The sequence below is a fragment of the Vibrio comitans genome, from assembly GCA_024346835.1.
Classification (GTDB): domain Bacteria; phylum Pseudomonadota; class Gammaproteobacteria; order Enterobacterales; family Vibrionaceae; genus Vibrio; species Vibrio comitans.
The window spans coordinates 650,508-675,019 of record AP024867.1 but is presented as its reverse complement, the minus strand read 5'-3'; the positions used below and the strand labels follow the sequence as shown (position 1 = coordinate 675,019).

General features: G+C 43.9%; 21 protein-coding genes. 9 read left to right on the top strand and 12 right to left on the bottom strand.

Annotated features, from left to right (window positions below):
* Positions 1 to 268: 268 nt before the first annotated feature.
* From OCU46_RS16875 to napH, 3 genes are all read left to right on the top strand, one after another.
* The gene (locus OCU46_RS16875) at positions 269 to 826 is read left to right on the top strand and encodes a VC2662 family protein (RefSeq protein ID WP_141270367.1); all 558 of its coding nucleotides are present in this window, start codon (positions 269 to 271) and stop codon (positions 824 to 826) included.
* 222 nt (positions 827 to 1,048) lie between these two features.
* Positions 1,049 to 1,783, top strand: coding sequence for a ferredoxin-type protein NapG (napG, locus tag OCU46_RS16870; RefSeq protein ID WP_141270369.1), 735 nt, complete (start codon positions 1,049 to 1,051; stop codon positions 1,781 to 1,783).
* Positions 1,783 to 2,664, top strand: coding sequence for a quinol dehydrogenase ferredoxin subunit NapH (gene napH / locus OCU46_RS16865; RefSeq protein ID WP_141270371.1), 882 nt, complete (start codon positions 1,783 to 1,785; stop codon positions 2,662 to 2,664). The genes napG and napH overlap by 1 nt, the downstream gene beginning before the upstream one ends.
* On the opposite strand, the gene OCU46_RS16860 is transcribed toward napH, so the two are convergent.
* A complete protein-coding gene (locus tag OCU46_RS16860; RefSeq protein WP_141270373.1) occupies positions 2,628 to 3,041 on the bottom strand; it encodes a DUF3429 domain-containing protein in 414 nt (137 codons plus the stop codon). The genes napH and OCU46_RS16860 overlap by 37 nt on opposite strands.
* Before the next feature lie 202 nt (positions 3,042 to 3,243).
* Between OCU46_RS16860 and OCU46_RS16855 the strand changes: the two genes are divergently transcribed.
* From OCU46_RS16855 to OCU46_RS16845, 3 genes are read left to right on the top strand one after another with little or no spacing between them, the layout of a single operon-like run.
* Entirely contained in the window at positions 3,244 to 3,918 is a 675-nt protein-coding gene (locus tag OCU46_RS16855; RefSeq protein ID WP_141270375.1) for an ABC transporter ATP-binding protein, read from the top strand.
* Entirely contained in the window at positions 3,905 to 6,376 is a 2,472-nt protein-coding gene (locus OCU46_RS16850; RefSeq protein ID WP_141270377.1) for an ABC transporter permease, read from the top strand. Before OCU46_RS16855 ends, OCU46_RS16850 begins: the two co-directional genes overlap by 14 nt.
* Positions 6,373 to 7,458, top strand: coding sequence for a lipocalin-like domain-containing protein (locus OCU46_RS16845; protein ID WP_208733524.1), 1,086 nt, complete (start codon positions 6,373 to 6,375; stop codon positions 7,456 to 7,458). The genes OCU46_RS16850 and OCU46_RS16845 overlap by 4 nt, the downstream gene beginning before the upstream one ends.
* 18 nt (positions 7,459 to 7,476) lie before the next feature.
* On the opposite strand, the gene OCU46_RS16840 is transcribed toward OCU46_RS16845, so the two are convergent.
* The 11 genes from OCU46_RS16840 to OCU46_RS16790 all read right to left on the bottom strand — a co-directional run bounded on the left by OCU46_RS16840 (position 7,477) and on the right by OCU46_RS16790 (position 19,413).
* Complete coding sequence (locus tag OCU46_RS16840) at positions 7,477 to 8,325, bottom strand: COG1361 family protein (protein ID WP_141270381.1); 849 nt, start codon at positions 8,323 to 8,325, stop codon at positions 7,477 to 7,479.
* Positions 8,322 to 10,703, bottom strand: a complete 2,382-nt coding sequence (locus OCU46_RS16835; RefSeq protein WP_141270383.1) for a fimbria/pilus outer membrane usher protein — start codon at positions 10,701 to 10,703, stop codon at positions 8,322 to 8,324. Before OCU46_RS16835 ends, OCU46_RS16840 begins: the two co-directional genes overlap by 4 nt.
* An 8-nt stretch (positions 10,704 to 10,711) precedes the next feature.
* A complete protein-coding gene (locus tag OCU46_RS16830) occupies positions 10,712 to 11,395 on the bottom strand; it encodes a fimbrial biogenesis chaperone (protein ID WP_141270385.1) in 684 nt (227 codons plus the stop codon).
* A 67-nt stretch (positions 11,396 to 11,462) separates the two neighbouring features.
* Positions 11,463 to 11,957 carry a hypothetical protein gene (locus OCU46_RS16825; protein WP_141270387.1) on the bottom strand — a complete coding sequence of 165 codons (495 nt, stop codon included), beginning with the start codon at positions 11,955 to 11,957 and terminating at the stop codon, positions 11,463 to 11,465.
* 127 nt (positions 11,958 to 12,084) lie between these two features.
* Positions 12,085 to 12,753 (bottom strand): helix-turn-helix transcriptional regulator, encoded by a 669-nt coding sequence (locus OCU46_RS16820; RefSeq protein ID WP_141270389.1) that lies wholly within the window; start codon positions 12,751 to 12,753, stop codon positions 12,085 to 12,087.
* A 319-nt stretch (positions 12,754 to 13,072) separates the two neighbouring features.
* Positions 13,073 to 14,188 (bottom strand): ABC transporter permease, encoded by a 1,116-nt coding sequence (locus OCU46_RS16815; RefSeq protein WP_141270391.1) that lies wholly within the window; start codon positions 14,186 to 14,188, stop codon positions 13,073 to 13,075.
* Positions 14,185 to 15,327, bottom strand: a complete 1,143-nt coding sequence (locus OCU46_RS16810) for an ABC transporter permease (RefSeq protein ID WP_141270393.1) — start codon at positions 15,325 to 15,327, stop codon at positions 14,185 to 14,187. Before OCU46_RS16810 ends, OCU46_RS16815 begins: the two co-directional genes overlap by 4 nt.
* 5 nt (positions 15,328 to 15,332) lie before the next feature.
* A complete protein-coding gene (locus tag OCU46_RS16805; protein ID WP_141270395.1) occupies positions 15,333 to 16,313 on the bottom strand; it encodes an HlyD family secretion protein in 981 nt (326 codons plus the stop codon).
* Positions 16,303 to 17,727 (bottom strand): TolC family protein, encoded by a 1,425-nt coding sequence (locus tag OCU46_RS16800; RefSeq protein WP_141270397.1) that lies wholly within the window; start codon positions 17,725 to 17,727, stop codon positions 16,303 to 16,305. The genes OCU46_RS16805 and OCU46_RS16800 overlap by 11 nt, the downstream gene beginning before the upstream one ends.
* A 216-nt stretch (positions 17,728 to 17,943) precedes the next feature.
* Positions 17,944 to 18,672 (bottom strand): hypothetical protein, encoded by a 729-nt coding sequence (locus OCU46_RS16795; RefSeq protein WP_141270399.1) that lies wholly within the window; start codon positions 18,670 to 18,672, stop codon positions 17,944 to 17,946.
* 87 nt (positions 18,673 to 18,759) lie between these two features.
* Complete coding sequence (locus OCU46_RS16790; RefSeq protein WP_141270401.1) at positions 18,760 to 19,413, bottom strand: hypothetical protein; 654 nt, start codon at positions 19,411 to 19,413, stop codon at positions 18,760 to 18,762.
* Between the two features lie 206 nt (positions 19,414 to 19,619).
* Between OCU46_RS16790 and OCU46_RS16785 the strand changes: the two genes are divergently transcribed.
* From OCU46_RS16785 to OCU46_RS16775, 3 genes are all read left to right on the top strand, one after another.
* Positions 19,620 to 20,555, top strand: a complete 936-nt coding sequence (locus tag OCU46_RS16785) for a Gfo/Idh/MocA family protein (RefSeq protein WP_141270403.1) — start codon at positions 19,620 to 19,622, stop codon at positions 20,553 to 20,555.
* A gap of 12 nt (positions 20,556 to 20,567) precedes the next feature.
* Positions 20,568 to 21,842: a diguanylate cyclase domain-containing protein gene (locus OCU46_RS16780; RefSeq protein WP_141270405.1), complete on the top strand. Its 1,275-nt coding sequence runs from the start codon at positions 20,568 to 20,570 to the stop codon at positions 21,840 to 21,842.
* Positions 21,843 to 22,121: 279 nt separating this feature from the next.
* Positions 22,122 to 24,476: a fatty acid cis/trans isomerase gene (locus OCU46_RS16775; RefSeq protein ID WP_141270407.1), complete on the top strand. Its 2,355-nt coding sequence runs from the start codon at positions 22,122 to 22,124 to the stop codon at positions 24,474 to 24,476.
* Positions 24,477 to 24,512 lie beyond the last annotated feature (36 nt).

Here is a 24,512-nt window from a genome sequence, read left to right as displayed (position 1 = left end):
CTTATAAAAATGATGTTCCTGTTTAATTAAATAAAGCATTACCGCTATAACCACGGTTGTAAGCCCTTCTAACCCAAACAACGTATAATCACAATATAAACAAACACTTATCCAGATAACCATAAATTCCATTCCGCACAACCGGATAGATAATTAGCCCTTGATAAGATTACTTTTCATTTTTAGATGTTATATAAAACCAATTTCATGATTAATATTAACTCCATCAAACAAAACCTAATTTAATATTTACCGGGATGGAAAAATAATGAAAAAATTACTCGTCGCTACTGCTATCGCTGCAACCATGGCTTCTTCTTTTGCTTCTGCACAAACTCCTGTCATGTTTTCAACTATCGACATGAATGCGCCACAAGATAACTCTGTGCAAGGTGTACGACTTTCAGTACTGCACGGTAAAACCTCGGAAGTAAAAGGTGTTGATGTTTCACTACTAGGTATGTCTGAAACAGACCGTACAACAGGGTTGAACCTTAACCTATGGTTTGGGGCAAACAAGGTCAATCAAGAGATGAAAGGTCTGTCTTGGGGTTGGTTTAACTGGAATACAGGTAAGGCAACAGGCGTAAACTTGGGTCTAGCAAACATTACTCACAATGTAGAAGGCTTAAACTGGTCAGCCGTGAACTATTCAGATGGCCAAACGATGGCTGATGTAGGTCTTGTAAGCCTATCTAACAAATCTAATATCCAAGTTGGCATCTTTAACAAAACCAAAAACATCGACGGTGTTCAAATCGGTTTAATTAACTGTGCAGACAATGGGTTCTTCAAATGTTTCCCTATCGTAAACTTTGCGAAATAACACATTAAGCTCAAAAAGTTCTGAGATGTTTTCCTAGTTCATCTCAGAACTTTCTCTCTCATCAATTTCATTCCCCAAAGATCTTACATCAAGGCTTTAGCTACCCTTCACTAGCCCTAGATCATAAAAAGCCCATTTCCTTCTAATTAATCTCCTCAAAAGCTCACTATTTGCTCAATAAAGGCACATAATTAATAGGGAAATATCCGCTGGGGTAACACAATGAATAAACCAAAGAATGGCCCTTCTCCGAGTAGAAGGCGCTTTTTGCGTGATGCGGCACGCACAGCTATTGGGGTAGGCTCTGTAGCAACGCTCCTTGGTATACAGTCTAGGCAAAGCCAAGCTGGCGGTTCTGGTGTACCTATTCGCCCACCGGGAGCCCTTCCCGCCGGAGACTTTGAGGCAGCGTGTATACGATGCGGGCTCTGCGTTCAAGCGTGTCCTTACGACACACTCAAGCTTTCTACCTTAATGTCCAAGTCTGCTTCGGGTACGCCCTATTTCACAGCGCGGGATATCCCATGCGAGATGTGTGACCACATACCTTGCGTTGTTGCCTGCCCAACCGGTGCTCTTGATCCTGCGCTAACCAATATTGACGATGCTTTAATGGGCACTGCCGTACTTATCGACCATGAAACCTGTCTTAACTATCTTGGTTTGCGTTGTGATGTCTGCTATCGCGTTTGCCCACTGATAGACGAAGCAATTACTCTTGAATATCAACGAAATAATCGCACGGGTATTCACGCAAAAATGATCCCGACGGTTCATTCAGAGTCATGCACTGGGTGTGGTAAATGTGAGCAAGCGTGCGTGCTCCCAATAGCGGCAATCAAGGTGGTGCCAACTGAACTGGCTAAAGGTGAGTTAGGACATCACTACAAATTGGGCTGGAAAGGTGATGAAACCATTCCTGTACCGAGCCTAAAAGAGATGCGGGAGAATAAATAATGGCTAAAAACCTCGCAAAAGATGCCGGAAAAGAGGCAATAGAAGCACTAGGATGGTGGCCGACACACCGCTTTCTTATCTATCGCCGTCTATGCCAAATATCTATTATGGCCTGTTTTATGCTCGGTCCGACACTGGGCATACTTAAGGGAAACCTCTCTTCAAGCTTACTATTGGATACTATTCCCCTTAGCGACCCATTAATTGTTTTGCAAACTCTAGCCACTGGGCACATTCCTGAAATGACCACCTTCATTGGTGTCGCCATTGTCGTCATATTTTACGCTGTGCTAGCACCAAGGGTATTTTGTGCTTGGGTATGCCCTTTAAATATGGTGACCGATCTAGCCGCTTGGATGAGACGAAAACTTAACCTGAAGGCCAGCTATCGGTGGCCATCAACTCTCAGGTACTGGCTGATCCCTGTGATTCTTCTTGGTAGCGCTATTTCCGGTACCACCTTGTGGGCTTGGATAGATCCTGTCGCAACCCTTCATCGTGGACTTGTTTTTGGCATGGGTGCAGGCTGGGTCCTGATTGTGTTGGTATTCCTACTGGATCTTGTGCTCGTTGAGCACGGATGGTGCGGGCATTTGTGTCCCTTGGGCGCGACTTACGGTGTGATTGGAAACAAAAGTGCCCTGCGCATCACAGCAACAAACCGAGAAGCCTGCACAAAATGCATGGATTGCTTCTACGTTTGTCCTGAGCCCGAGATACTAAAGCAACCTCTCAAAGAAGGGGATCGCAGAGTAATGAGCCAAGATTGTATAAGTTGTGGTCGCTGCATAGAGGTATGCCCGACAAAGGTATTCGAGTTTAAGTCACGCGGTGCTCAACAGATTCAGGTAAGCACAAAAAGCCCCAGCATGACTAAGTGAGAAGTGAGCACAACGCTTGTCAAAATGACTCTTAACTTCTGATAGCTAGGGTTGTCTCGTTTCGGCTCAAACATCAGATTAAAGCCGTGCGCCAACCCTGTGCCGATGATCAACACAACTGGGCTGTGATAAGCCAATAACCCTAGACCAATGACAACTAACGTTATGACGTTTGACGCCACCAGCGGTAAGGATTGAGGCTGTTTTGAATCAACACTTCTTCCCCACACCGCTCCTGCCATAAAAATGGCAATGCCTGCGCTGTATACTAAAAAAGTCATCAAAAAATGAAAGGTAGCATTGCCTGCCGAAAAACCGTACAGCAGTGGCAGGAAAATAAAGGGAATAAGTCCCATGTAACCGAGAATAGTAGTCATGTCTTTTGTTACGCATCCAAATCGTAATAGATCAATTACTTACCAGTCTAGTGCACCTACGTCATGTACAGAAGAAAGTCAGCATCCCTTCCCTACTCAACTACAGTTTACAGTGTAAAAACCTCTTCAGCCTATGCAATGAATGATCGCTTGTTTCACAAAACTGGTATCAATTAACAGGCTCTGTTTAAAAGGAATTTAAATGACCAACCCGCTGGTGCAATTAAAAAGCGCAACTAAGCAATTTATAGATGGTAAAGAAACACATAGCGTTCTTAACGCAGTGGACTTTTCCCTCAGTAACGCTGAAAGTGTTGCCTTAACTGGGGCCAGTGGCAGTGGCAAAAGTACTCTTCTTAACATTATGGCAGGGTTTGAACCCTTAACCGACGGGACTCTGTTGCTTAATGGAGAAAATACCAAAACATGGCGTGACCCCGAGTGGAGTTTGTTTCGTCACCAGCAGTTAGGCGTAATCTTTCAACAGTTCAACCTCCTCACCCCTCTCAATGTTGCGCAGAACATCTCCTTTCCTCTTAGCCTCAACAAGCAACAGTGGGATTCGTGGTGTGATCACCTCGTAGAGAAACTAGGGATCGACGCTCTGCTGGACAGGCACGTCGCCTCTCTCTCAGGAGGTCAGCAGCAACGAGTTGCTATTGCTAGGGCTTTGGCTCATAAGCCATCACTGTTGCTGGCCGATGAACCTACCGGAAACCTAGATCAACAAGCAGGACTGGAAGTTATGCAGTTGCTCACTGAGATCGCCTCAGACGGAGACTGCGCGATAGCCTTAGTAACACACAGCCTTGAGTGTGCCGAATTTATGCAAAAGCGGCTTCATTTAGGCAATGGGCGATTGCATGAATCACACTAGGCTAAGCCACACACGGGCAGTGTTGAAGCTATTTGTGGCCCATTATCGCCAAGCCCCCTTGCAAGCCGCTGCAATATTGGTGGGAATCATTCTTGCAGTAACCCTGTTCGTGGCGGTTCAAGCCATCAACCTCAATGCTAAGCGCAGCTACAGTGAATCAACAGAGCAGCTCAGTGCTCGTGCACAAAGCCTGATTATTCCTCTATCGGGGCAAGACTTCATATCCGAATCGCTGTACTTCGAACTGCGTCAATCCGGGCTTAGCTCCTCGCTACCTATCATTGAAGGGCGAGTGCGAGATGAGCAAGGCCGTCGCTGGACAGTCCAAGGCAGTGAGCTTATTGCGGCCATCACCTCAGGATTGCACTATAACGAAAATCACACGCAAGTTTCTTTGTTTAATGGTTCGTTTCCACTTCCAAGGCTATTAGCGGGCGAGCCGATTGTTTTGATGAGTAAGGCCGAAGCAGAGCGTAACGACATTGCATCACAATTGATACTGGATGGGATAAAGGTCGAGGTCGTGGTGTTACCCGATGAGTGGCAACTAGGTAGCCGCTTGCTTATGGATATTGGCTTTGCTCAACGCCTGCTCGATACCCCTTCTCAACTCAGCTATATCGCTGTTTTTGAGCCAATTCCAAATACAGCTACTGATATTATTGACGGCAAGGCGCAATGGGTTACCAATACCCAAGAGACTGATCTAGGCGCCCTTACAGAAAGCTTTCATTTAAATCTCACCGCGATGAGCCTGCTCGCCTTTGTTGTTGGATTATTCATTGCCTACAACGGCGTGAAATACAGCCTATTGAAGCGCAATCGTCTGTTAGTACAGATGAGACAATCTGGCACACTCGCCTCTGCTATTTTGACTGGGCTATTGCTCGAATTATTCGCACTGGTTGCCATTGGTTCCGGTATTGGCTTTGTTCTAGGGATCCAACTGAGCCATTGGCTACATCCAACTATCGCACTCACTCTTGAACAGCTTTATGGAGCCACACTACTTCCTGGCGCATGGCACTGGCAATGGTGGATTCAAGCTCTGCTGCTCACTTTAACTGCCACATCTGTGGCATGCGTGCAGCACTTCAGGCAACGCATAAATCAGCCTCTTTCTTCTCATGGTGGTTACTACCAACAGCCAGAAAACAGCTACCCAACGAAGCTATTTATATTTGGAGGGATGTTATCAATCACCGCGCTGTTAGGCTTAGGGTTAAGCCAACATTTTCGCCTCACTATGGCTTGGCTCGGTCTATTTATAGTCTCTATTCCCCTCTACCTACCTAAGGTGCTACAACAGCTAGCGCTGTGGAGTGAGAAACACACCCAAGCCGGGCTCATTCAGTATCTCTTTGCTGAATTAAAAGAGCTCATCGCTCCCCTGTCACTCGCCATGATGGCTCTATTGTTAGCTGTAACCGCCAATATAGGAATGAACACCTTGGTAGGAAGTTTTGAATTCACATTGAAGCAATGGCTAGAGCAGCGATTGCATGCCGATATTTATATCAGCCCATCACAAAGAGAGATGCGCAATGTAGAGAAAAAACTAGAGGACTTTGAAGGCATAAGCACAGTGTATAAACAGTACTACGTTGATGACACAACTCGAAATGTACCCATAACCCTTGGAACAAAAGATACCGCGACCTTAGAACAAACCATGGTCTTTAAGTCATCGGTCGATGGCTTTTGGCACGATTTCTATTCTGGCGAGCTCGCCGCTATCAGTGAGCCAATGTCCGTAACGCTAGAATTAGACTTAGGAGACGAGCTAAAGCTCGATGGACTGCCCAACCACGCCCTGAAAGTTGGCGCTATATTTCACGACTATGGTACGCCGAAGGGTGAGGTTCTTATTTCCCCTACCCTTTGGTTTGAACGCGGCTTTACTCCCATCCCCACCAGCTTAGGAGTCAAAGTGAATGGGGATAAAGATAAGGTTTATCTCGCATTAAAAGATCAGCTGCAGCTTCACCCTAATCAGCTCTACGACCAAGCTCAAATTAAATCTATAGCGCTAGACATTTTTAGCCGAACATTTGCTGTTACCAGTGCACTCAATGCCGTGACCCTGATGATTGCGGTGATCGGTCTGTTTAGTGCGTGTTATATGTTGCTGGATGCACGCAAGGCGGCCATTGCTCGACTTTATGCACTAGGAGTTCGACGTCGAAATTTAATGACGATGGTGATAGGCCAGATCGCCGCTTTAGTGGGATTTACTCTGGTTATAGCACTGCCATTAGGGGCAATTGTTGGCTACGTGCTCACTGACATTATCACACTGCGTGCCTTTGGTTGGAGTCTAACTTATTTATGGTCTTGGAAAGATGCTGCCACGGTCTGTTTTGTCACTTTGATTGTCGCTGTCGTTGCCACCTTTTTACCTCTGTGGCGCTTAGTCAATCGTCCAGTAGTGAGTAGCCTACAAAGTGAGGTGCTATGATGCGACATATACTGATATTGATCTTAGCCCTATCTACAGCACTACTCATAGGTTGTGAGGAAAAGTCGTCCGAAAGCCTAGGCAATTGGCTAGGACAAAGCGAACAAAGCTACACACCGGTGGTAAAAGGAAAGGCGTTAGAGTTTCCTCATGACCACGGCCCGCACAATGACTTCAGGCATGAGTGGTGGTACCTAACCGCAAACCTAATCGATGAGAACGGCAAGGCACTCGGCATACAGTGGACACAATTTCGTGTTGCGGTAGACCCGCAACAAAAACCCAGCAGTGGAAATTGGCACAGCCAGCAAATGTATATGGCTCATAGCGCCGTCACCACAGGTACCCTTCATTATGCCGATGAAAAATGGTCCCGTGCTCACCCCGAACTGGCAGGTGTAGAAAGTGCCCCATTTCGAGTATTTATCGACGATTGGCAATGGCGCTCATCCACTCAAGAGCTGTTCCCGGCAACGCTCATCGCAAAATCAAAAGAGTTTAGCTACTCACTCACACTGACAAGTTCCGCTCCCTACCAAAAGCAAGGTGAACAAGGCTACAGCGTTAAAAGTGCCGATAAAAGTGTCGCCTCTTACTACTACAGTCAGCCCTTTATACAGGTTTCAGGTGAGGTCACTATCGATGGCCATCGACATAACGTAACTGGGCAAGGTTGGATAGATAGAGAGTGGAGTTCGCAGTTTTTACTAGACAGCCAACAAGGCTGGGATTGGTTTGCTCTTAGGCTCAACAAAGAGACCAGTTTAGTGGTCTTTCAATTAAGAGATTCAAGTACGGGTGAGGCCAATTATGCTCATGCAAAATTAATGCATGAAGATGGCAGTGGGCAAGCTTTCTCTATCGATGACATAACACTCCAAGTGATACAGCAAACAGCCATAGAAGGTCGCCCCTACCCAACCTCATGGCGTATTCAAATTCCATCACAGCAAATCGACGTATCGGTATCTGCACTTAATCCGATGGCCAAGATGCCCCTCACAGTCCCCTACTGGGAGGGGCCTGTGAGTCTATCGGGTAGCCATTCAGGCACTGGGTATATGGAGCTGACGGGATACTAATTGCTTCAATAAGAAAACTCAGCGAGCATTAACTTGGATCGTAAGTCTTTCTTGATACTTACCCGCATAAGCATGGTCTGTATCCAAGACTTCCACTCTAACTGGCACGTTCACTCTCGCTTTTCCCATACTTTGCTTAACCATCAGATTGTTCACTTTTTTCCCAGATACAGCACGACCATTTACAGTAAGAGAATAAGGAACAATGTCTTGAGTAGAAGTCGTACTTTGAAAATGACCATGTTCCATCTTTAGATCCATTGTTACCTGAGCATTGCTCAAAAGAGAAACCATAATGGTCCTAGAAACTCCTTTCTTTAATTCTCCAAAATCTACGGTGAAATTCGTACCGCTGCCTGAAATATTTGCATAGCCCGCAGTTAATATATCCAGTGAAACCTTAGAATCGACCTTAAAGTTTATTGGTACTGTTTTTGTTACTTGGTAGGATTTACCTTGCAAAGTTATTTCAACATTAGAGTTATAGCTGCCAGGGTCAGCATAGTCGGCATTCGGCACCTTAACCCAGAACTGCATCTTTGGCATCGCTGAGTACGAGAACTGATACCCTAAAGTAGTTTTGGCTCGGGCTCGTTTATACTGACTATCTATAACCTCAGCTAATAACATTACAGATCCAGATCTAAACTGAATTCTTGAGCCGGAAGATGGCGCAATAAATACAGACTCAATACAAGATCTAAGTTCTTTATCTAGATTAACCGACAGAAGTAACCAAGCAGAATAGTCTTTGCTGTGTCGGATAGAGTGGTTACTACTTGAACTGACACTCCACCCTCCTTCACAGGTTTGCGCAATACTCATTGAACAGCAGGTCATGAGTATGATGAATATTACCGTTCTCATAAGGTCCCCTCCTCAGCAAGAATCAATACATTCAAATACACCAAACTATCTGCATTAGCGTTTACCGAAAACTCCAGACTGTAATTAGCGATTCTTATGGTATATCGACCTGGTTTTAGTCCCTCAACAGCAAATCGACCAGCCCTATTGGTAAATAGATCATGCTGTTTACCATCTTCTGCTATCAACACTCCTTGCATCAACGCGAGTGGAGTTTCAGAAGAATTAAGCGCAGTACCAATAACGGTATATGAGCTGTCCGAACCCACCGTTTTTATGTGTGCCGTCAACGAACCTGGACGTACGTTCCATACTCCTTCACCCAAGTCATAGCCTATTGGCGCATACGGTGCGTCGTAGGCAACATAATTGGTATCGTGGGAGCGAGATAGTAGAGCAATATTGGCAATACTTGCCGTTGATATTTGCTCCGTCTGTGTTGGACCAGCAGGGTTAATTTCCACATCTATACGATCTAGAGTTGGATGAACCTCTGCCAAAACGATTGGACCCAATGACTGCCGTGACCATGCCCAATGGCCATCGGCCACAATGACTGAAGAGGAGAGTGTCGTAGTTATGCTACTCGCATCAGAGCCACTTTCATCATCATAAGTGTAAGAAGCCGCAATCTCACCTCTGAATCGATTACCCTGATAATCACTGGATGCATCATAAATCTGTCCGTTATCATTAACCTCAGCGCTTATGTCATAGCCCCAAGCTCCAACATAGTTTTCTGTATATCGAGTCGCCTGCCCTCTATATGTATTATCTTCTCCCATGTAAGAGGCAGACAAACGAGTATTAGCAGAAGCATTAAAGAAGTAATATTCTATGTTGATGTAGCCATTCCATTCATCTTCATCAGGGTCTGTGCTGTAATCCGTTCCCGCAGTCACGCTCCAATTAGAGTAGTTCCACGTCAACTGACCTTTAGCATTAGTAATAGAATTGTCATCGTCTTCAAAATCAGATTGGCTGGCATACAGGTAAAAATCGATGTTATTGGTAATAGTCCATCGATAATCAATGGAAACACGATAACCTGTATCTAAAGCGTCTTCTCGCCATGGTGTCGAGCTAAAATCAGTCTGATATTCAGTACCTAAGCGAAAGTTTGGTACTCCAAATTCCAGAGCACCAAAGATTGATTGGCTGTAATCAATACTAATGTTACTACCATAGGTCTCATCATCTACATTCGCCCTTGAGGCTGTTCCTCGCAATGAGACATTACCAATAAAACTACCGTTCACAGCAGCAATACCTAATAACTGTCCCTCTGGGTGATACAAGCCATTGCCTCCGAGTGTCCATGAATCGGAAAGTCCATATTCATAGAACCCGCTAGCAAATGTTTGATCGTCATAAGAAATGCCGTCATCTTCAAAGGTAGACTCCACACCAACACTAAGATCAAAGTTACTAATACCCTCTAACAATAAATCGGCATTGTAGAACTCAGAGTAATTGATAGTTTCTCTTTCACCCGAAGCGTAGGTGATTTCTAATCGAACTAAATTGGTGCCACTTGATAATGGAAGGTCTGCAATATCATAGCGACCGGGTGGCAACTGCAAAGTACGTTGCCTAAGGTTGTTGACATAGATAATGACCGTAGCACTCTCTCTGAGAACCAGCAGCTGCCCTGTACTACTATCAAGTTGACGGTATGGCTGAAGCACTGAATATGAACGGCTCCAGTTTACTCCTCCAAAATTCAACGACGGCAAGTGCCCTCTAGTTTCGTTGTATAAGTCGCCTCCAGAAAGACGCCAAGGCGCTTCAGGCTTCTCCCAAAACAAGAAAGTTTCACCACGACTAAAGGTTGTCTCGTCTTCATCATTGTCTACATAGAATGCATAGCTACCGTTGAGCCCACGATATCCCCCAATATTACCCGCACCTAGAATTTCTAATCGTGATTCAAGCGCGCTGTTGCTAATGTCATAATCGCCAATAGCATTGAACCTATGTTGAATATTCCAAAAGGCAGACTTTGAATACGGACCGGGCTGGGAGTTGCCATACATAGTTAAGCTCTGAGGCCGAGCACTATTCATGTCGAGATACAGGTCCAGCTTCAACGCCAGGGGATCAAACTGAATATCAATACCCAAATCTTTTAGGTCACGAGTAGAGAAAGGACCCGTCCGCTGTTGAAGAAGCTGAATAATGTCCTGAGTAACTATAGGCGTTAGAGCTTTAATCAAAGAAGCCTTGTCGATGGACATCAATACCTTTCCGTCCGTAACCACAGTTACTTCAGCAAGCTCTCTTTGTTCTTGAAATAATGAAAGATCAAACTCCCAGCCTTCGGTTGGTGCTACAGATGCACTGAATAAGACACATAGAAGCAGTAAAATCCTTTTCATGCTGCCTCCTAATTGAAAGTAGCAACTTTCAACCTTCCTTCAAGAGAGTACCAATCGGCAACTGGAATATGAGCAGTTTGTCCCGGAAGTAAATAACCAGCTCCAGCCAAATCAGCTACTTCTGACCATTGAACTTCTTGTTTATTGTTGTTTTCATCCGCGACACTTAAACTGCGACCATGCATAGTCGCCACACCGGTACCTATATTTGATACAGCAATAGCGTTGTCGTTAATTTCGGTAGACAGTTGCGGCTTTACATTTTGCGGAGAAACAAAGACCAAGGTGCCAAAATTAAACAGAACATTAACCCCTGTTTTTGTTTCTTGATTCTTAATCTTTAACTGCTCAAAAACGATGCGATAAGATGTAGATACGCTTAGCGGTTCAATACCCAAATAGCGGACCTTAAAGGTTTGGAATGACTTCGGTTTAATATTTCCTATTGGGGGCAGAATCAAAAAATCACCTTCTGAGGCGACTAAGCTCTCCTCTCCATTTTCGTCTAGAACTCTCTTGAAAACATGAACTTCTACGGGTAACAAATCTTCGGAGTCATTGCGTACTGTATAACTTCCTTTAGATAACCTGCCCGAAGTATCGAGCTGCATAACCATCGGCTCAACTTCAAATGCATGAACCGCCGTTACAAGTACTAATAAAAGTGCGGCGAACAATATTCGGTAGAACATACTCAACTCCTAATATGCCCAACCGATAAATCAGTTGGGCATCACGTGCGGTAGTTACAATACCCCATTAGTTAGGGAATACTTTTACTGTGATGGTGTCGGTATATGTACCTGCATACTCAAGACCCGTGACTCTTGGAGTAACTTTAACCAGCGGCGCAAATAGGAAGTTTTTGCCATGACCCCAGTCAGACATATCTCTTTTCTCTGTTTCGTCTAGGATATCCATATCATTCCAAGTCGCCGTATATTGAATTTTATCTGCTGGGTCAGCATCGCCCTGCAAATATCCATCATTGGCTGAATCAAACGAAATTTTTGCCCCTTCGCGAACATTACAATAAACCGCTAAAGCTGTTACTTTTTGAGGACCACGTTTACCTAGAACACTCAACTTCAAATCCTGTTGACCATGAGTTGATGCTGCACACTTAGGTGTTATTGTCCCTTTAAGGTCTATTTGAGCTTCTGGGGTCATAAAGCTTGGTAACTGATGTCCGTTAGGATTTGCAAAAGCTACGATTGGTAACGCTGAAAGCATAAAGAAAGCTAACTTTTTCATAATGTTATCTCCGTGATTAAAAGGTTGCGTTGTAGTTCCTTAACGCACATTAACCTTACAAACTATATGGAGATTTTTATGTAGTACCTTTGGATCATTACAGCGACTTTTTAGTACTACATAGGTATCAATCAGAAAAAATTTCTTCATCTTCGTCATCAAATTGATAATAAAGCTCAGAGTGAAGCTTGTTACGGCTGTCCACATTGAGCTTGTTGAATATCTTTGAAACATGACGTTTAACCGTATTAACACTAATATCTAACTGACGAGCAATTTCTTTGTTTCTAGCTCCATTCAACATTAGCCTTGCTAATTCTTTTTCCCGCTCTGTTAAATTATCCCACTGAGAATGTCGCTGTTCACCAGTGGATTCTTGCTTCTTTAATGAGAGTCTCTTAATTACATGTGAGATTTGAATGCGGGGAAACCATAGTTCATTGAGAAGTACGGAATGTACAATTGGAATGAGTAAATCGAATATTTCAGCCCTAGAGACAGTGCCAGCGTATCCTTGCTCGATAAGTGACTCCGAGGTTTCAATATCAATACCTTGATTGATAAGAATCCATTTAGACCTTCCTATACCCGGTGTGAAGTCTGCATTTTCGATACCTTCAAGATGCGTTGCATCTAAAAAGACAATATCAGCTCGTTTTAAATTTAAGTTTGAACCATCAAATTTAGCAAAGGCTTGTATATTGAACTCAGGAAAAGCAATGAGAATGAAGTTCATTAGTTTTTCAGAGAAGTCATTATCTGAGCTAAATAAATACACATTTTTCTTAATAATCATAATGACACATCCTTGTCATTCATTTGAAACACAAAATATTATATCTGTTATATTTTACTGTATTCCATCGTTATATCAGCTGAACTATTCATACCTTAATAACGTGTTTTTCTCACAGAATGATTATTTTCCTATTGATTTAAATAAACAGAATTAAATTAAAGCCAAAGAAGATCACGAACAACTAAGATACATTCAAAATGTATCTTAGTCGTCAAAATTAATATTAAGAATGAAAACTGCTTGTAACGGTAAGTTTATACAATGATGCTTTCTAACATTGTCCACCTAAAAAAGTACCTCATCTTAAATAAGCACTTTAAAGGTTACTGCATCCTTTCTTGAAGCGAACATAATACGTCAACGCACCCCACGCCACTATCTGCAGAAGCAAAATAAAGTACTGGTTTGTCACCTGAGAAAAGTCTGCCCCCATCTGATTAAGCTTTAAGAAACCTTGGATAGCGGGTGTGCTCGGGAACAAGTTGGACGCCCAAACAAGGGGAGTAGGAATCGACTCTAGCGGCCATATAAAGCCTGCGCTAAACACGAGTGGCATTGAGCTCATGAGAACCAGTACAGTTACCAACTCTCTTCGTGGCACTATCATTCCAAGGAATAGACCAATCATGCAAGCAGAAAGCAAAAATGGTGTGCCAAACATGAACAATTCAAATGGATTGGCAAGGCGAGCTACTGAATAGTAGTCAAAGCTCCAGCCAAAATAGTAAGCGCTTAACACATAGTAAAAGCCCGTAAAACAGACCACACGAGCCAATAGTCGGGCCCATGAGTCACGCTTTGCTATAGTTGCCCCTACGATGCCGACGCCCATTACTAGGGTTTGCTGTAGTATCAACACAAACACCGCAGGCACGACATAATTAACGTATCCACCAGTCACATTGAAGGTTGGTTTCATGTTCACATCAATAGACGCATGATGTTTTGCTGCGCTTAAGATTGGCTCTCCCTCCATCACCAAGCGAGCGACCTTAGCTTGCGCCGCTAATGTGCCTCCGGCTCTGGCTAAGCCTTCAACTATGGTGCCGTATACAAGAAAGTAAGACGCATCCCCAGCAAAGGAGAGTGTTGGGCTTTTTCCTAGTAACAGGTCACGGTAGAAATGCTCAGGAATAACGAGAACGCCCCTTACCTTACCGTCTAAAAACTGCTGTTTAGCATGCTCGACGGTATGCGCCCTTTCTAATATTTGAATCTGAGAAGTAGCGTCTACCATTCGCTCTAGGTCGTAGCTGACTTTACTCTTGTCCAAGTTCACAACGGTAATGTGTTGCTCATTGGGCGTCTGCTTAGCATAAGGCAGCGGATACAAGAAGGAATAGAATACAACCCCTCCAAAGATAGTGAGTACTACCACAGGGTTAGTTAAAATCGCTCTTAGCTCAAGCTTGAATATCTCGCGCCAACTCATGCTTCAGCCTCTTGTTGTATCTTCTTTGGAGCGAGCTTCATCAATATGAAAATCAGTAGCAGATACGCTAACATCGGTACAAGGTAATGAAGCGTTTGCATATTTGATGCACCGTAGGAGACTTGGCTTATCTGAGCCTCTATATAGTGGCTTATTGGCAGTAAGCTACGCCAAAACTGAGCCAGCGTCGTCATATCCGTTACAGGGAATGTAATGCCCATGAAGGCAAAGCCGGGAGCAGTAAATGCACCCGCAAAGCTCAAGGCTCTAGCTGCATCATAGGTAATAAAGAAAAACACACAACCGATAAGCATACAGGCGATGATGGTTACCAATTGCGCAGCAATCAGTACCGCATATCCTCCTTGCATTGGCCAGTCCAGCCACGCATAAAACCACAGCAAATAACCGACACCAAGCGCAAGATAGATCGGTATGTAACAAGACAAAGTCTTTGCCATGCAGGCTAAAACGCCTTGCCTAGGCCACTGCTGTAACAGTCCTTTACGCTTATGCATAGCCAAGGTCAAAATGGTGCCAACGACAATGACGATTTGCCAAATAGCAGGAATGATCGCTGAAACCAAAAACTGCGCATAGTTACTATTAAGGTTAAACAATGGAGTGACTTGCGTGCGCACGTTCACCGCTTTCCCCAAAGCACTCTTGAGGGTCGCATCTCCCGATGACAGGTTCTTTAACGTCTCAATCTGAGCATCAAAGGTGCCTACCGAGCGCAATACAGCCGAGTTCACCAACTTACCTACCAAGATGTACTGGCTGTTATAAAACACACTGACTTGCGGTGGATTTGATAGATAGATATCACGGTCGAAGTCACGCGGGATAACCACATAGGCATAGATATCGCTGCCACTTAGCGCCTTTTTAGCCTCGTACTCATTTTGAAAGTGAGTACTAACCTTTAAGGTATCGCTGGCATCTAGATAACGGACCAATTGTTGCGAGATCAAACTATGCTGATGGTCAACAATAGCAATAGGTAGTGAACGCGCAATACCCTGCGAAAATATCCACCACACACTAATGGCCACTAGCACGGGCACCCATGTAATGGAGCCCAGTAGCCACTTGTCCTTGCGTAGGCGTTGCCACTCATCGGCAATAAAACCAATCATGAGAACTACTCAGTCTCGTCTAGCGTTAATACAACACTCATACCAATGCGAAACTGCTGTGGATTCTCAATTGGGCGAGCCTCCACTTCAAATGTGCGCAAATCAAAGCCTTGGCTACTGTCCGTTGCTCTCCACGTTGCAAAGTCGCCCATTACCGAAATGTGTGCAATACGAAAGCGAACGTCTTTATCCAATGCAGGAACGAAAGCGCTGATCTCCGAGCCCTTTTCAAAGTGCTGTAGAAGATCTTCACGGACGTTGAACACAGCCCATGAATCTTGCGTATCGATAACCGTCACTACAGGGAAACCTTGTGGAGCTAATTCTCCGCTATGAAGTAATACCTGAGACACCTCACCATCAAACCAGCTCTCAATTTGAGTATCAGCAGCATACGCTTCTACTTCCGCTACAGCACCGGCTGCCATACGTGCTTTTTCACTGGCTGCTTTCTTGGTTTCTGTGCGCGCACCTTCTTGTGCTAACAGGTACATTTGGTAAGCCGCATTCTCGGTATATTTTGCTGCCTGCCATTGAGTAAAGGTTTCATCGCGTTTTTGCTCTGCTACTACTCCGTCTTGATACAGGTTATCTACTCGGCGGTAGGTTTTTTCCATTAATTCGGCTGCAGCCTTCGCTTTACGCCACTGGTCACGCGATGCGGCAATTTGCTGAACCCTCGCACCATTTTCAGCTTCTTGTGCCAACGCTCCCGCCGCTTCTTGTCCTGCTTTGGCCTGCTCTAACTTAGCCTCAATTTCGGGGCTGTATATGGTAAAGATCAGGTCGCCTTTCTTGATGTTATCGCCGTTCTTCACATTGATAGTGTCTATGCGCCCTGGCACTTTAGACGAAATACTGTACTGCTGAGCCGTCATTAGCCCCTGAACACGAATAGGCTGCGGTTGATAGGCTTGATAAAAGCCGTAACCAACAAGGCCTATAAGGGCGATTGCCACTACTGCAATAGGGGTTTTAGTTGACATTGACTTCTCCTTGGGTGCCTAACATCGTTGAGTTCACACTCTTATTGGGGCGGTTTTCATATTGATTAAAGGTGTTCATTTTTCCACTTAATGCAAGCAGCTTATTAAGTGAAATCAGATAATTAAATCGAGCAACATGTTGCTGGGTTTGAATGCTAGCTAGATAAAGCTCAGCATCAACGACATCTAAAGAATTAGACAGTCCTTGGCTAAACATTTTTTTACGTAGCCGCAGGTTTTCTTCAGCCAGATCGATGCTGGTATCCAAACCTTTAACCTCTTCCATTGATTGCTCAGCTTCTAAATAGGTCTTTTGCACTAAAACCGATAAATCTTGTTTCGCTTGAGCGCGCAAGTGTGTAATTTGCAACACCGCACTGTGCGCAGCCTCAAGTTGCCCCGAACGCCCACTCGTTTCGATAAGTGGAATGCTCACGCCTACCCCTACAAACCAATCAGGAGTTAACTGCGCAGCCAATGAGTCATCTTCGTAAAGGCTGTAATCACCATAGAGGTAGACATCTGGGTAATATTTGCCTTTCTGAACATCCGTCAGCCCTTTGGCTTGCTTCTCTTTGGCATCAAGAATAGAAAGTCCTGGATAGGTAGCCAGCGTTTCATTGGTATAAGCACTAAGGGGAGGAAGATTATCGTTTACAAACAGCTCGCTTTTAGGGGTGACCGTTTGAGACTGATTGAGTATCTGAGTCAGAGCGCTAGAGGCTATTTCTAAATCTCTCTCGGATTTTTTTCTATCCACACGAGCTTTCGCTAAAGAAGCATCGGCTTGAAGCTTCTCAACTCGAGCAATTTGGCCCTGCTGTTCCAATTTAGAAGCAAAGCTAGCATGTTGCTCTAGCCCCTTCTCAACAGATTGATACGTTTGCACTACCTGTTTGGACAGCACAACACCAAAATAATACTTGGCTAAATCCTCATACCGAGCTTGTCGATCCATCTCTAGTTGAGCGCGAGCTTCATCAGTTTGCGCAGCAGCAATCGATTGTGCTGAAATGATCTTACCACCGGTAAAAATGGGCCAAACGGCTCTAATTGAAGAGGTAAATACATCTTTCTCTGCAATAGTAGAATAAGAATTTGCCAAAAATGGAATTGAAATTGGGGGCAAAGCGGTTGGCGTGGTAATACTGTCTGCAAGCTGTTCTCCACTGAGAGTTACATCATCATCGAGGCGCGTATAGTTTGCGTTCAAGGTGACTGATGGGAGATTTAAGCTTTTCTTAGAGCTTTGAAGGTTTTGATAGCGATCGACATTGGCTTGACCGGCTGCCAACGAATTGTTTTGTTGCTGCACCAAATCCCACGCTTGGGAAAAGGTGACCTCTTGAGCACTTGCAGGAAGTGCTAATCCACACACTAACGCAATAGTGATACGTTTATATTTCAACTTCAGGTTCTTCCCTGTGATGGCTACACATCAAAATTAGAGCATATACTCTAATTTATCTCAGATACTAAAACAACGAGGCAGTTAGATATCTGATAAGTGTAGTTCGTTATTGCACAAACTTACGCCAACATACAGTGAAAAGGTAGGATTTTCATACAATTAAGTCATCATGGACATCTATAACATGACCAATAGACGCTCAACCTAGTCCACCTGGTCTTAAAAATTAAAGTAAAACCCCACTTCCGTATAATTTGAATCTTGTACCGGTTGCCCAGGACGCACTCGGTATTCACCCTTTGTATGCCTAACATAAGGCGTAACGTAAGGGAGATTTAGAGTCACAGATACATCCATGCTATCTCTCAAGCTATCTTCGTAGGGATGATCGCCCAGTAGAAGATCAAAGTTGTAGCTTGCTCCAAGGCTCAACCAATCTACCGGGGTATAGTCAATGGCTAATGTGTTGTTCCATTCGGTCTGCTGGCTCAGTTCATATGCTAATGAACTGTCACCCGTGAACGCGGGGAGATCTATATTATGGCGAGGGTCACGGTATTGGATTGAAGTATCTAAATAAGCAAACACACTATTACTTAGTGCTTTTCCTGCTAAGAATCCTAGGTCATAGATATGCGTTTGGTATTCTAATTCACTTCCATTTGATGTCTCGGTTGTTAGTTCATCACCAAAGCCATATCGAACATAAGTCTCAAGGTACCATGTATCAATAATTGTTGAGTAAGAAGCTCCAAACTCAAGATACTTATCTGTATCTATATCAACAGTGGCAGAAAATTGATCTGTAAAATCATAGCCAATACCGACAACTCCTAAATACTCACCATCATATTGAGATGCTTGTAAGTTAAAGCTGACATCTTCAATTGCTGCGAAGACATTTGAGGAAAAAGCAAACCACGCAAGAACAGACCAGAAAAACTTCATTTAAACTCCACCAACAAAGTATAAAAAAGGCTCTGTAGGTGGCAACCTATAGAGCCTTCCTAAGCCTATTTAACAATTACTCGATGATTAACCGCTGATGCGATGTGCCTTTACTTTTAGCTTCACTCTTTGAGCTTTAGCCTTGAGCATCTGTTTATCCAATGAACTGATCGTTTCAATACGCTCGCCTGAGATCTCAATAGGTTTGCCATCAATAATCACATAGTCATTACCTGCATCGCCCTCAATGTAATAAGCATTGTAATCATCAACTTTAACGATCTCCGCAATCACCTTTGTTTCGCGAATGTTGTCAGGATCAGTGATAGTAATGGTTCCTGTGCCATCTGGCTTCATTTCAACTTCTGCTACTGGGTTGCCATTGTTGTAAACCGTGTAGATCTTAGTACCGTCATCTTCCGTTCTTGATAGCTCACCTTTCCACTCCAGTTCAGGGTTTTCCTTAGGCACATCATTTTCAAAGCTGCCATCGTTTATCGCGATAGCATCTCTAGCAGCTTGAACTGCCTCTTTTACTTCATCAATTTTCTCAGTATCTCGAATCGGGTTTTCTGTTGGTGGTAATGGTGCGTCATTGCCATATTTAGGGTCAAAACCGTATGCTTCAACAACCTCTTGTACCTTATCTTTTGCCTGTTCTCCGCGAGTAGGTTCAGAAGAAGAACACCCTGTAATAACAGCCACTGATGCCAATGCAATTAGAGTTAAAGACTTTTTCATTTTCATATCCAAATTAGTGTATCGACTTGATGAGGCTATTTTGTACAAACTGAGAGTTCATAAAAATAAGGCAAAGTACAAACCTGACATTTTCAATATAAATATCTAGATCGATATCATGCTATTTCTCTCGTTGATAAAGGAAGAATAGTTTTTACTCTAAAGACTCTGCTAAAGTGAGGTTAAATAAACGAATGGAATGAAAAATGAAGATAGGAATCATTGGCTTAGGTGATATTGCACAGAAGGCATACCTTCCTCACGTTACCCAATTGCCAGGCATAGAATGGATACTCTGTACTCGCTCACAACATGTGCTCGGCGAACTATGTAAACAATATCGTATCAACCAAGCATGCAATGATTATCGACAATTGCTTTCACTTGGAGTTGATGCCGTAATGATTCATGCAGCAACATCGGTACACGCGACAATCGCAAAATTCTTTCTAGAGCAGGGAATTCCCACCTTTATCGACAAACCTTTAGCGGACAATATTGCCGATGTTGAGATGCTTTATGAAACCGCTATAAAAAATAATGTCCCCCTTTATGTGGGCTTTAATCGTCGGCACATCCCTCTTTACAATCAATACATACCTGAGCTTAAGGGGAATGATATAGGGGAGCTTCGCTCACTACACTGGGAAAAGAACCGATACGATCTTACTGGTGATATTCGCACCTTTATCTTTGATGATTTTATTCACCCGCTTGATAGCGTGAACCTCAATGCTCAGTCGATGCTCGATGGCCTGCATATTTCTCATCAGATGGCAGGTGACAAACTCGCGAGTATTGGTGTGCAATGGCAAGTTGGAGACACATTGCTTCACGCGAATATGAATCGACAATTCGGAATCACTCGGGAAAGAGTAAGTGCCTGCTATCAAAACAAAGCTTATGAATTCTACTCTTTTGTTTCTGGAACATGCTGGAAAGAAAACCAAGCAATGAGTATTAGCCTTAAAGACTGGACACCTATGCTGGAAAGTAAAGGCTTTCATCATATGATGGCTGACTGGATAGAAGTGGTGAAATCTGGGCGTATAAAAACAAATATTATTGAGCGAAATATCGCGTCACATCGCCTTGCAGACGCGCTCTGTGAACACATAGCACAACAAGTATCACGTAAATAAGGGATTATAATCGTGACCATAAAAAACAAACTCAAGTTGCTTCTGGGAACCTTATTCTTTTTCTCGATAGCGAATATCGGCTTCATCTACTTTCTTGAATCTCGCAGTGAAAACAAACTGCAATGGGTCATCCATACCAATCAAGTCATGCAAACCTCTGGGGAATTGCTCAATGCTATCTCAGATGCAGAGACCGGACAACGAGGTTACTTGCTCACAGGTCAAAGCTACTATTTAGAACCCTACTTTCGCTCTCGAGATGAGATTAAATCCATCTGGGGAGAGTTGAAAAGCCTTACAGCTGACAACCCACAACAACAAGAACTGCTTGATGATTTAGTTGAGGATATCGACAACAAGCTTGATGATTTGGCGATAAAAATTAGCCTCTACAATGAGCAACCAGCTGAAGCGATAGAGATGGTTCGTACCAATGTAGGCAAAAAATACATGGATAATATTCGCCGCTACCTCTCTGATTTTAATAGTGAAGAAAGAAGGTTACTAGAGCAGCGAAATGGCGATTATCGAGAGGCGCGAGCCTACATTACAATGATGATAGTAATAGAGACAGTCATCATGGTATTTCTCGCGCTGTTTACTGTCATTACCGTTAATCGTGCATTGTTTACACCTTTGACCAAACTGATAGATGCGACACAAAACGTCGAGCAAGGTAAGAAACAAGATATTGTTGATTATCTGCCACGAGACGAAATTGGCTATCTTATGGGCCGTTTCTACAAAATGAGTGAGAGTGTCCACCAGCGCCACTCTGAGTTACACACCAAGGCTCATACCGACGAGCTGACCGGAGCATACAACAGAACTACCCTGTATACGGACATCGAAGAGGCCATTACCTACAGTAAGCTTGAGAATAAGGTTGTCGCACTTTGTTTCCTTGATATGGACGGCTTCAAAGACATCAATGACCAATTAGGGCATGAATACGGCGATATACTGCTGCAGACCGTCGCACAACGACTCAAAGAAACGGTTCGTAGCTCAGATCGCATCTATCGCTATGGCGGAGATGAGTTTGTAGTGCTGCTCCCTAATGTTCGCTTCCAAGAAGATGTCTCACAAATTGTCAGCAACTTAGTAGAAAGCATTCGTAAGCCTATTACGCACAAAGGCAAGCATATTGATATACGTTTCAGTATTGGCGTTTCCGTGGCACCAGTGGATACCTCAGATCCTTCAGTTTTGGTCGACAATGCAGACAAGGCAATGTACCGCTCCAAGCAAGCTAAACAAGGTAAAGTAGAGCTGTATAGCGCGTAGCAATACTCTACGGTTATGATCACAAAGGTCAGCGCACGCTGACCTTTCTTTATTTTCCCATCAGTCTATCGCTCATCCCGTTAAATCCTGACCGAAAATCATGCCAAACTGGTTTTCTTTGTCAGGTATCTAATATATATCGCCATTATGAACGTTATCTTTCGAATATTAGGGATGTCTAGCTACAAACAACCGCATGTATGACCTCACTTTTTTTGACTCTAGTGACAGTTGCAACCATCATAAATAGAGTTAATTTTATCAAGGACATGGACGTTAATGAAAAAGTACGCGCTGATCGCCTTTGTTATCGCCTTCTCGGGCTGTGCTTCTTATGTAGGGTTAAACTTTGAAGAGCTTTTCGGCCCAGAAAAGGTTCAGGATAGAATGGTCGCTCATGACTTCTCACAAGCCCAATACTTCATCGATGAAGTTCAGCCGATTCTCGACAAGCGCTGTGTAGTTTGTCACGCCTGCTACGATGCCCCTTGCCAGCTAAAGCTGACCTCTCCTGAGGGCATAGATCGCGGCGCTACAACCGCATTGGTATATCAAGGTGCTCGCCTAACTGCGACTAAGCCCACTCGCCTCTATGAAGATGCTCATTCTACGCAAGAATGGCGAACACACGGGTTTTATCCCGTGCTCAATGAGCGACTACAGCGTAGAGATGCCAATATTGAAGCCGGTGTTATGGCGCAACTACTCATTCAAAAAGAAGAGTTCCCTTTGCCTGATGACGTGATCTTGGACGATGACGATTTTGATTTCAGTCTAGACCGTAGCTTCGTGTGCCCTACTTCTGATTCGATTCAAGCATACAAAGAAGAGCAGCCACTTGGCGGAATGCCTTATGGTATGCCAGCACTGGCTAATGATGAGCAACAAACCCTACTTGCTTGGCTACGCCAAGGCGCAAGCATGTCCAAGCTTCCACCTCTAACTGAACAACAGAAAAATGCGGTTGATAAATGGGAGGCTTACTTCAATCAAGATGATCTTAAGCGCCAACTAAGCAGTCGCTACATCTACGAACACTTGTTCTTGTCTCATATCTATTTCTCAGAGCACGAAGAAAAGCTGTTCTTTAGCCTGGTTCGCTCTTCAACGCCCCCAGGTGAGCCCGTAAAACGTATTTCTACGCGCAGACCCTATGGCGATCCAAAGGTTGACCGTGTTTATTACCGATTGATTCGAGAGCGTGAAACCATCGTTGATAAGACTCATATGCCATTCGCGCTAAACCCTGAAAGAATGGATAAATGGCTGGAATGGTTTGATGAAGAAGATTACACCATCACTAAGTTGCCAAGTTATCAAATCAAGGTCGCTTCTAACCCTATATTGGCTTTCGCTGATATTCCGGTGAATTCTCGTTATCAATTTCTTCTCGATGAAGCACAAAATACCATTATGGCCTTTATCAAAGGTCCTGTATGTCGAGGACAGTTAGCGCTGAATGTCATCAACGACCATTTTTGGGTGTTCTTTACCAATCCAGGACGAGTTGATAACAAGATCGCCACTGATTTCCTTCGTTCTCAAGCAGAGAATATGAAGCTACCGGGTCAACTCGACAGTAATACCACTCCTCTTTTCAATTGGATTGAGTTCTCTAAGGCGCAGTCTGTCTACCTGACAGAAAAAACCAACTTCATGAACGACTACTTCAAGAACGGTGAGCACCTAGACATTGACATCATCTGGGATGGTGGAGCAGAAAAAAATCCTAATGCGGCACTGACCATATTCCGACATTTTGATAGTGCAACCGTCGCTAAGGGGTTGGTTGGCAACCAACCCAAAACAGCCTGGGTCATCGATTACTCATTGCTTGAACGAATCCATTATCTGTTAGTGGCTGGCTTTGATATCTACGGTAACTTTGGCCACCAGCTCATCACTCGTATGTATATGGATTTACTGCGGATTGAAGGTGAAACGAACTTTATCGCCATGCTACCAAAAGAGTCTCGACACGACATATTGTCAAGCTGGTATGAGGGGCAATCTATAGAGTTCACCGACTATCTAACGCGCAATGCTAAGCCATTCAATCAGGAATCTGGAATTGAATATCGCACCAGTGACCCGAAGACTGAATTACTTACTCTGCTAACGGATAGGGTTTCACCAATACTCGATAAACGCTACGAAATTACCGATACGCCTTTAAAACGTGAGAGTGAGTTGATGCTTCAAGAAGTGAGTAGCTTTATTGGAGGGGGAATCGAGTATTTCCCACAGCTGATCACGATCAACATAGAAGCAGACAATGGTAAACAGCATGTGTTTACCTTGGTTCACAGCAATGCACACACCAACATCTCTAGTCTGTTTAGCGAAGAGGATAATCGTAAGCCAGAAGAAGATACTTTCACGCTGGTGAATGGCGTATTGGGAAGCTACCCCGCCGCCTTCTTGAGTCTGCAAGAGAGGGAGATTCCAGAGCTAATAAAACGCATCCGAGAGGTAGAAGATGATGACGACTACGAGGAATTACTAGACCGCTTTGCCATCAGGCGCACCGATATTCGTTTTTGGCCATTCAGCGATAAAATTCACGCATGGTATGAAAAAGACCAACCTATAGAGTACGGCTTATTGGACTACAATCGATTTGAGAATCGATAATTACCCTAACTTGGTAGAACAACAAAAAGCCTGCTA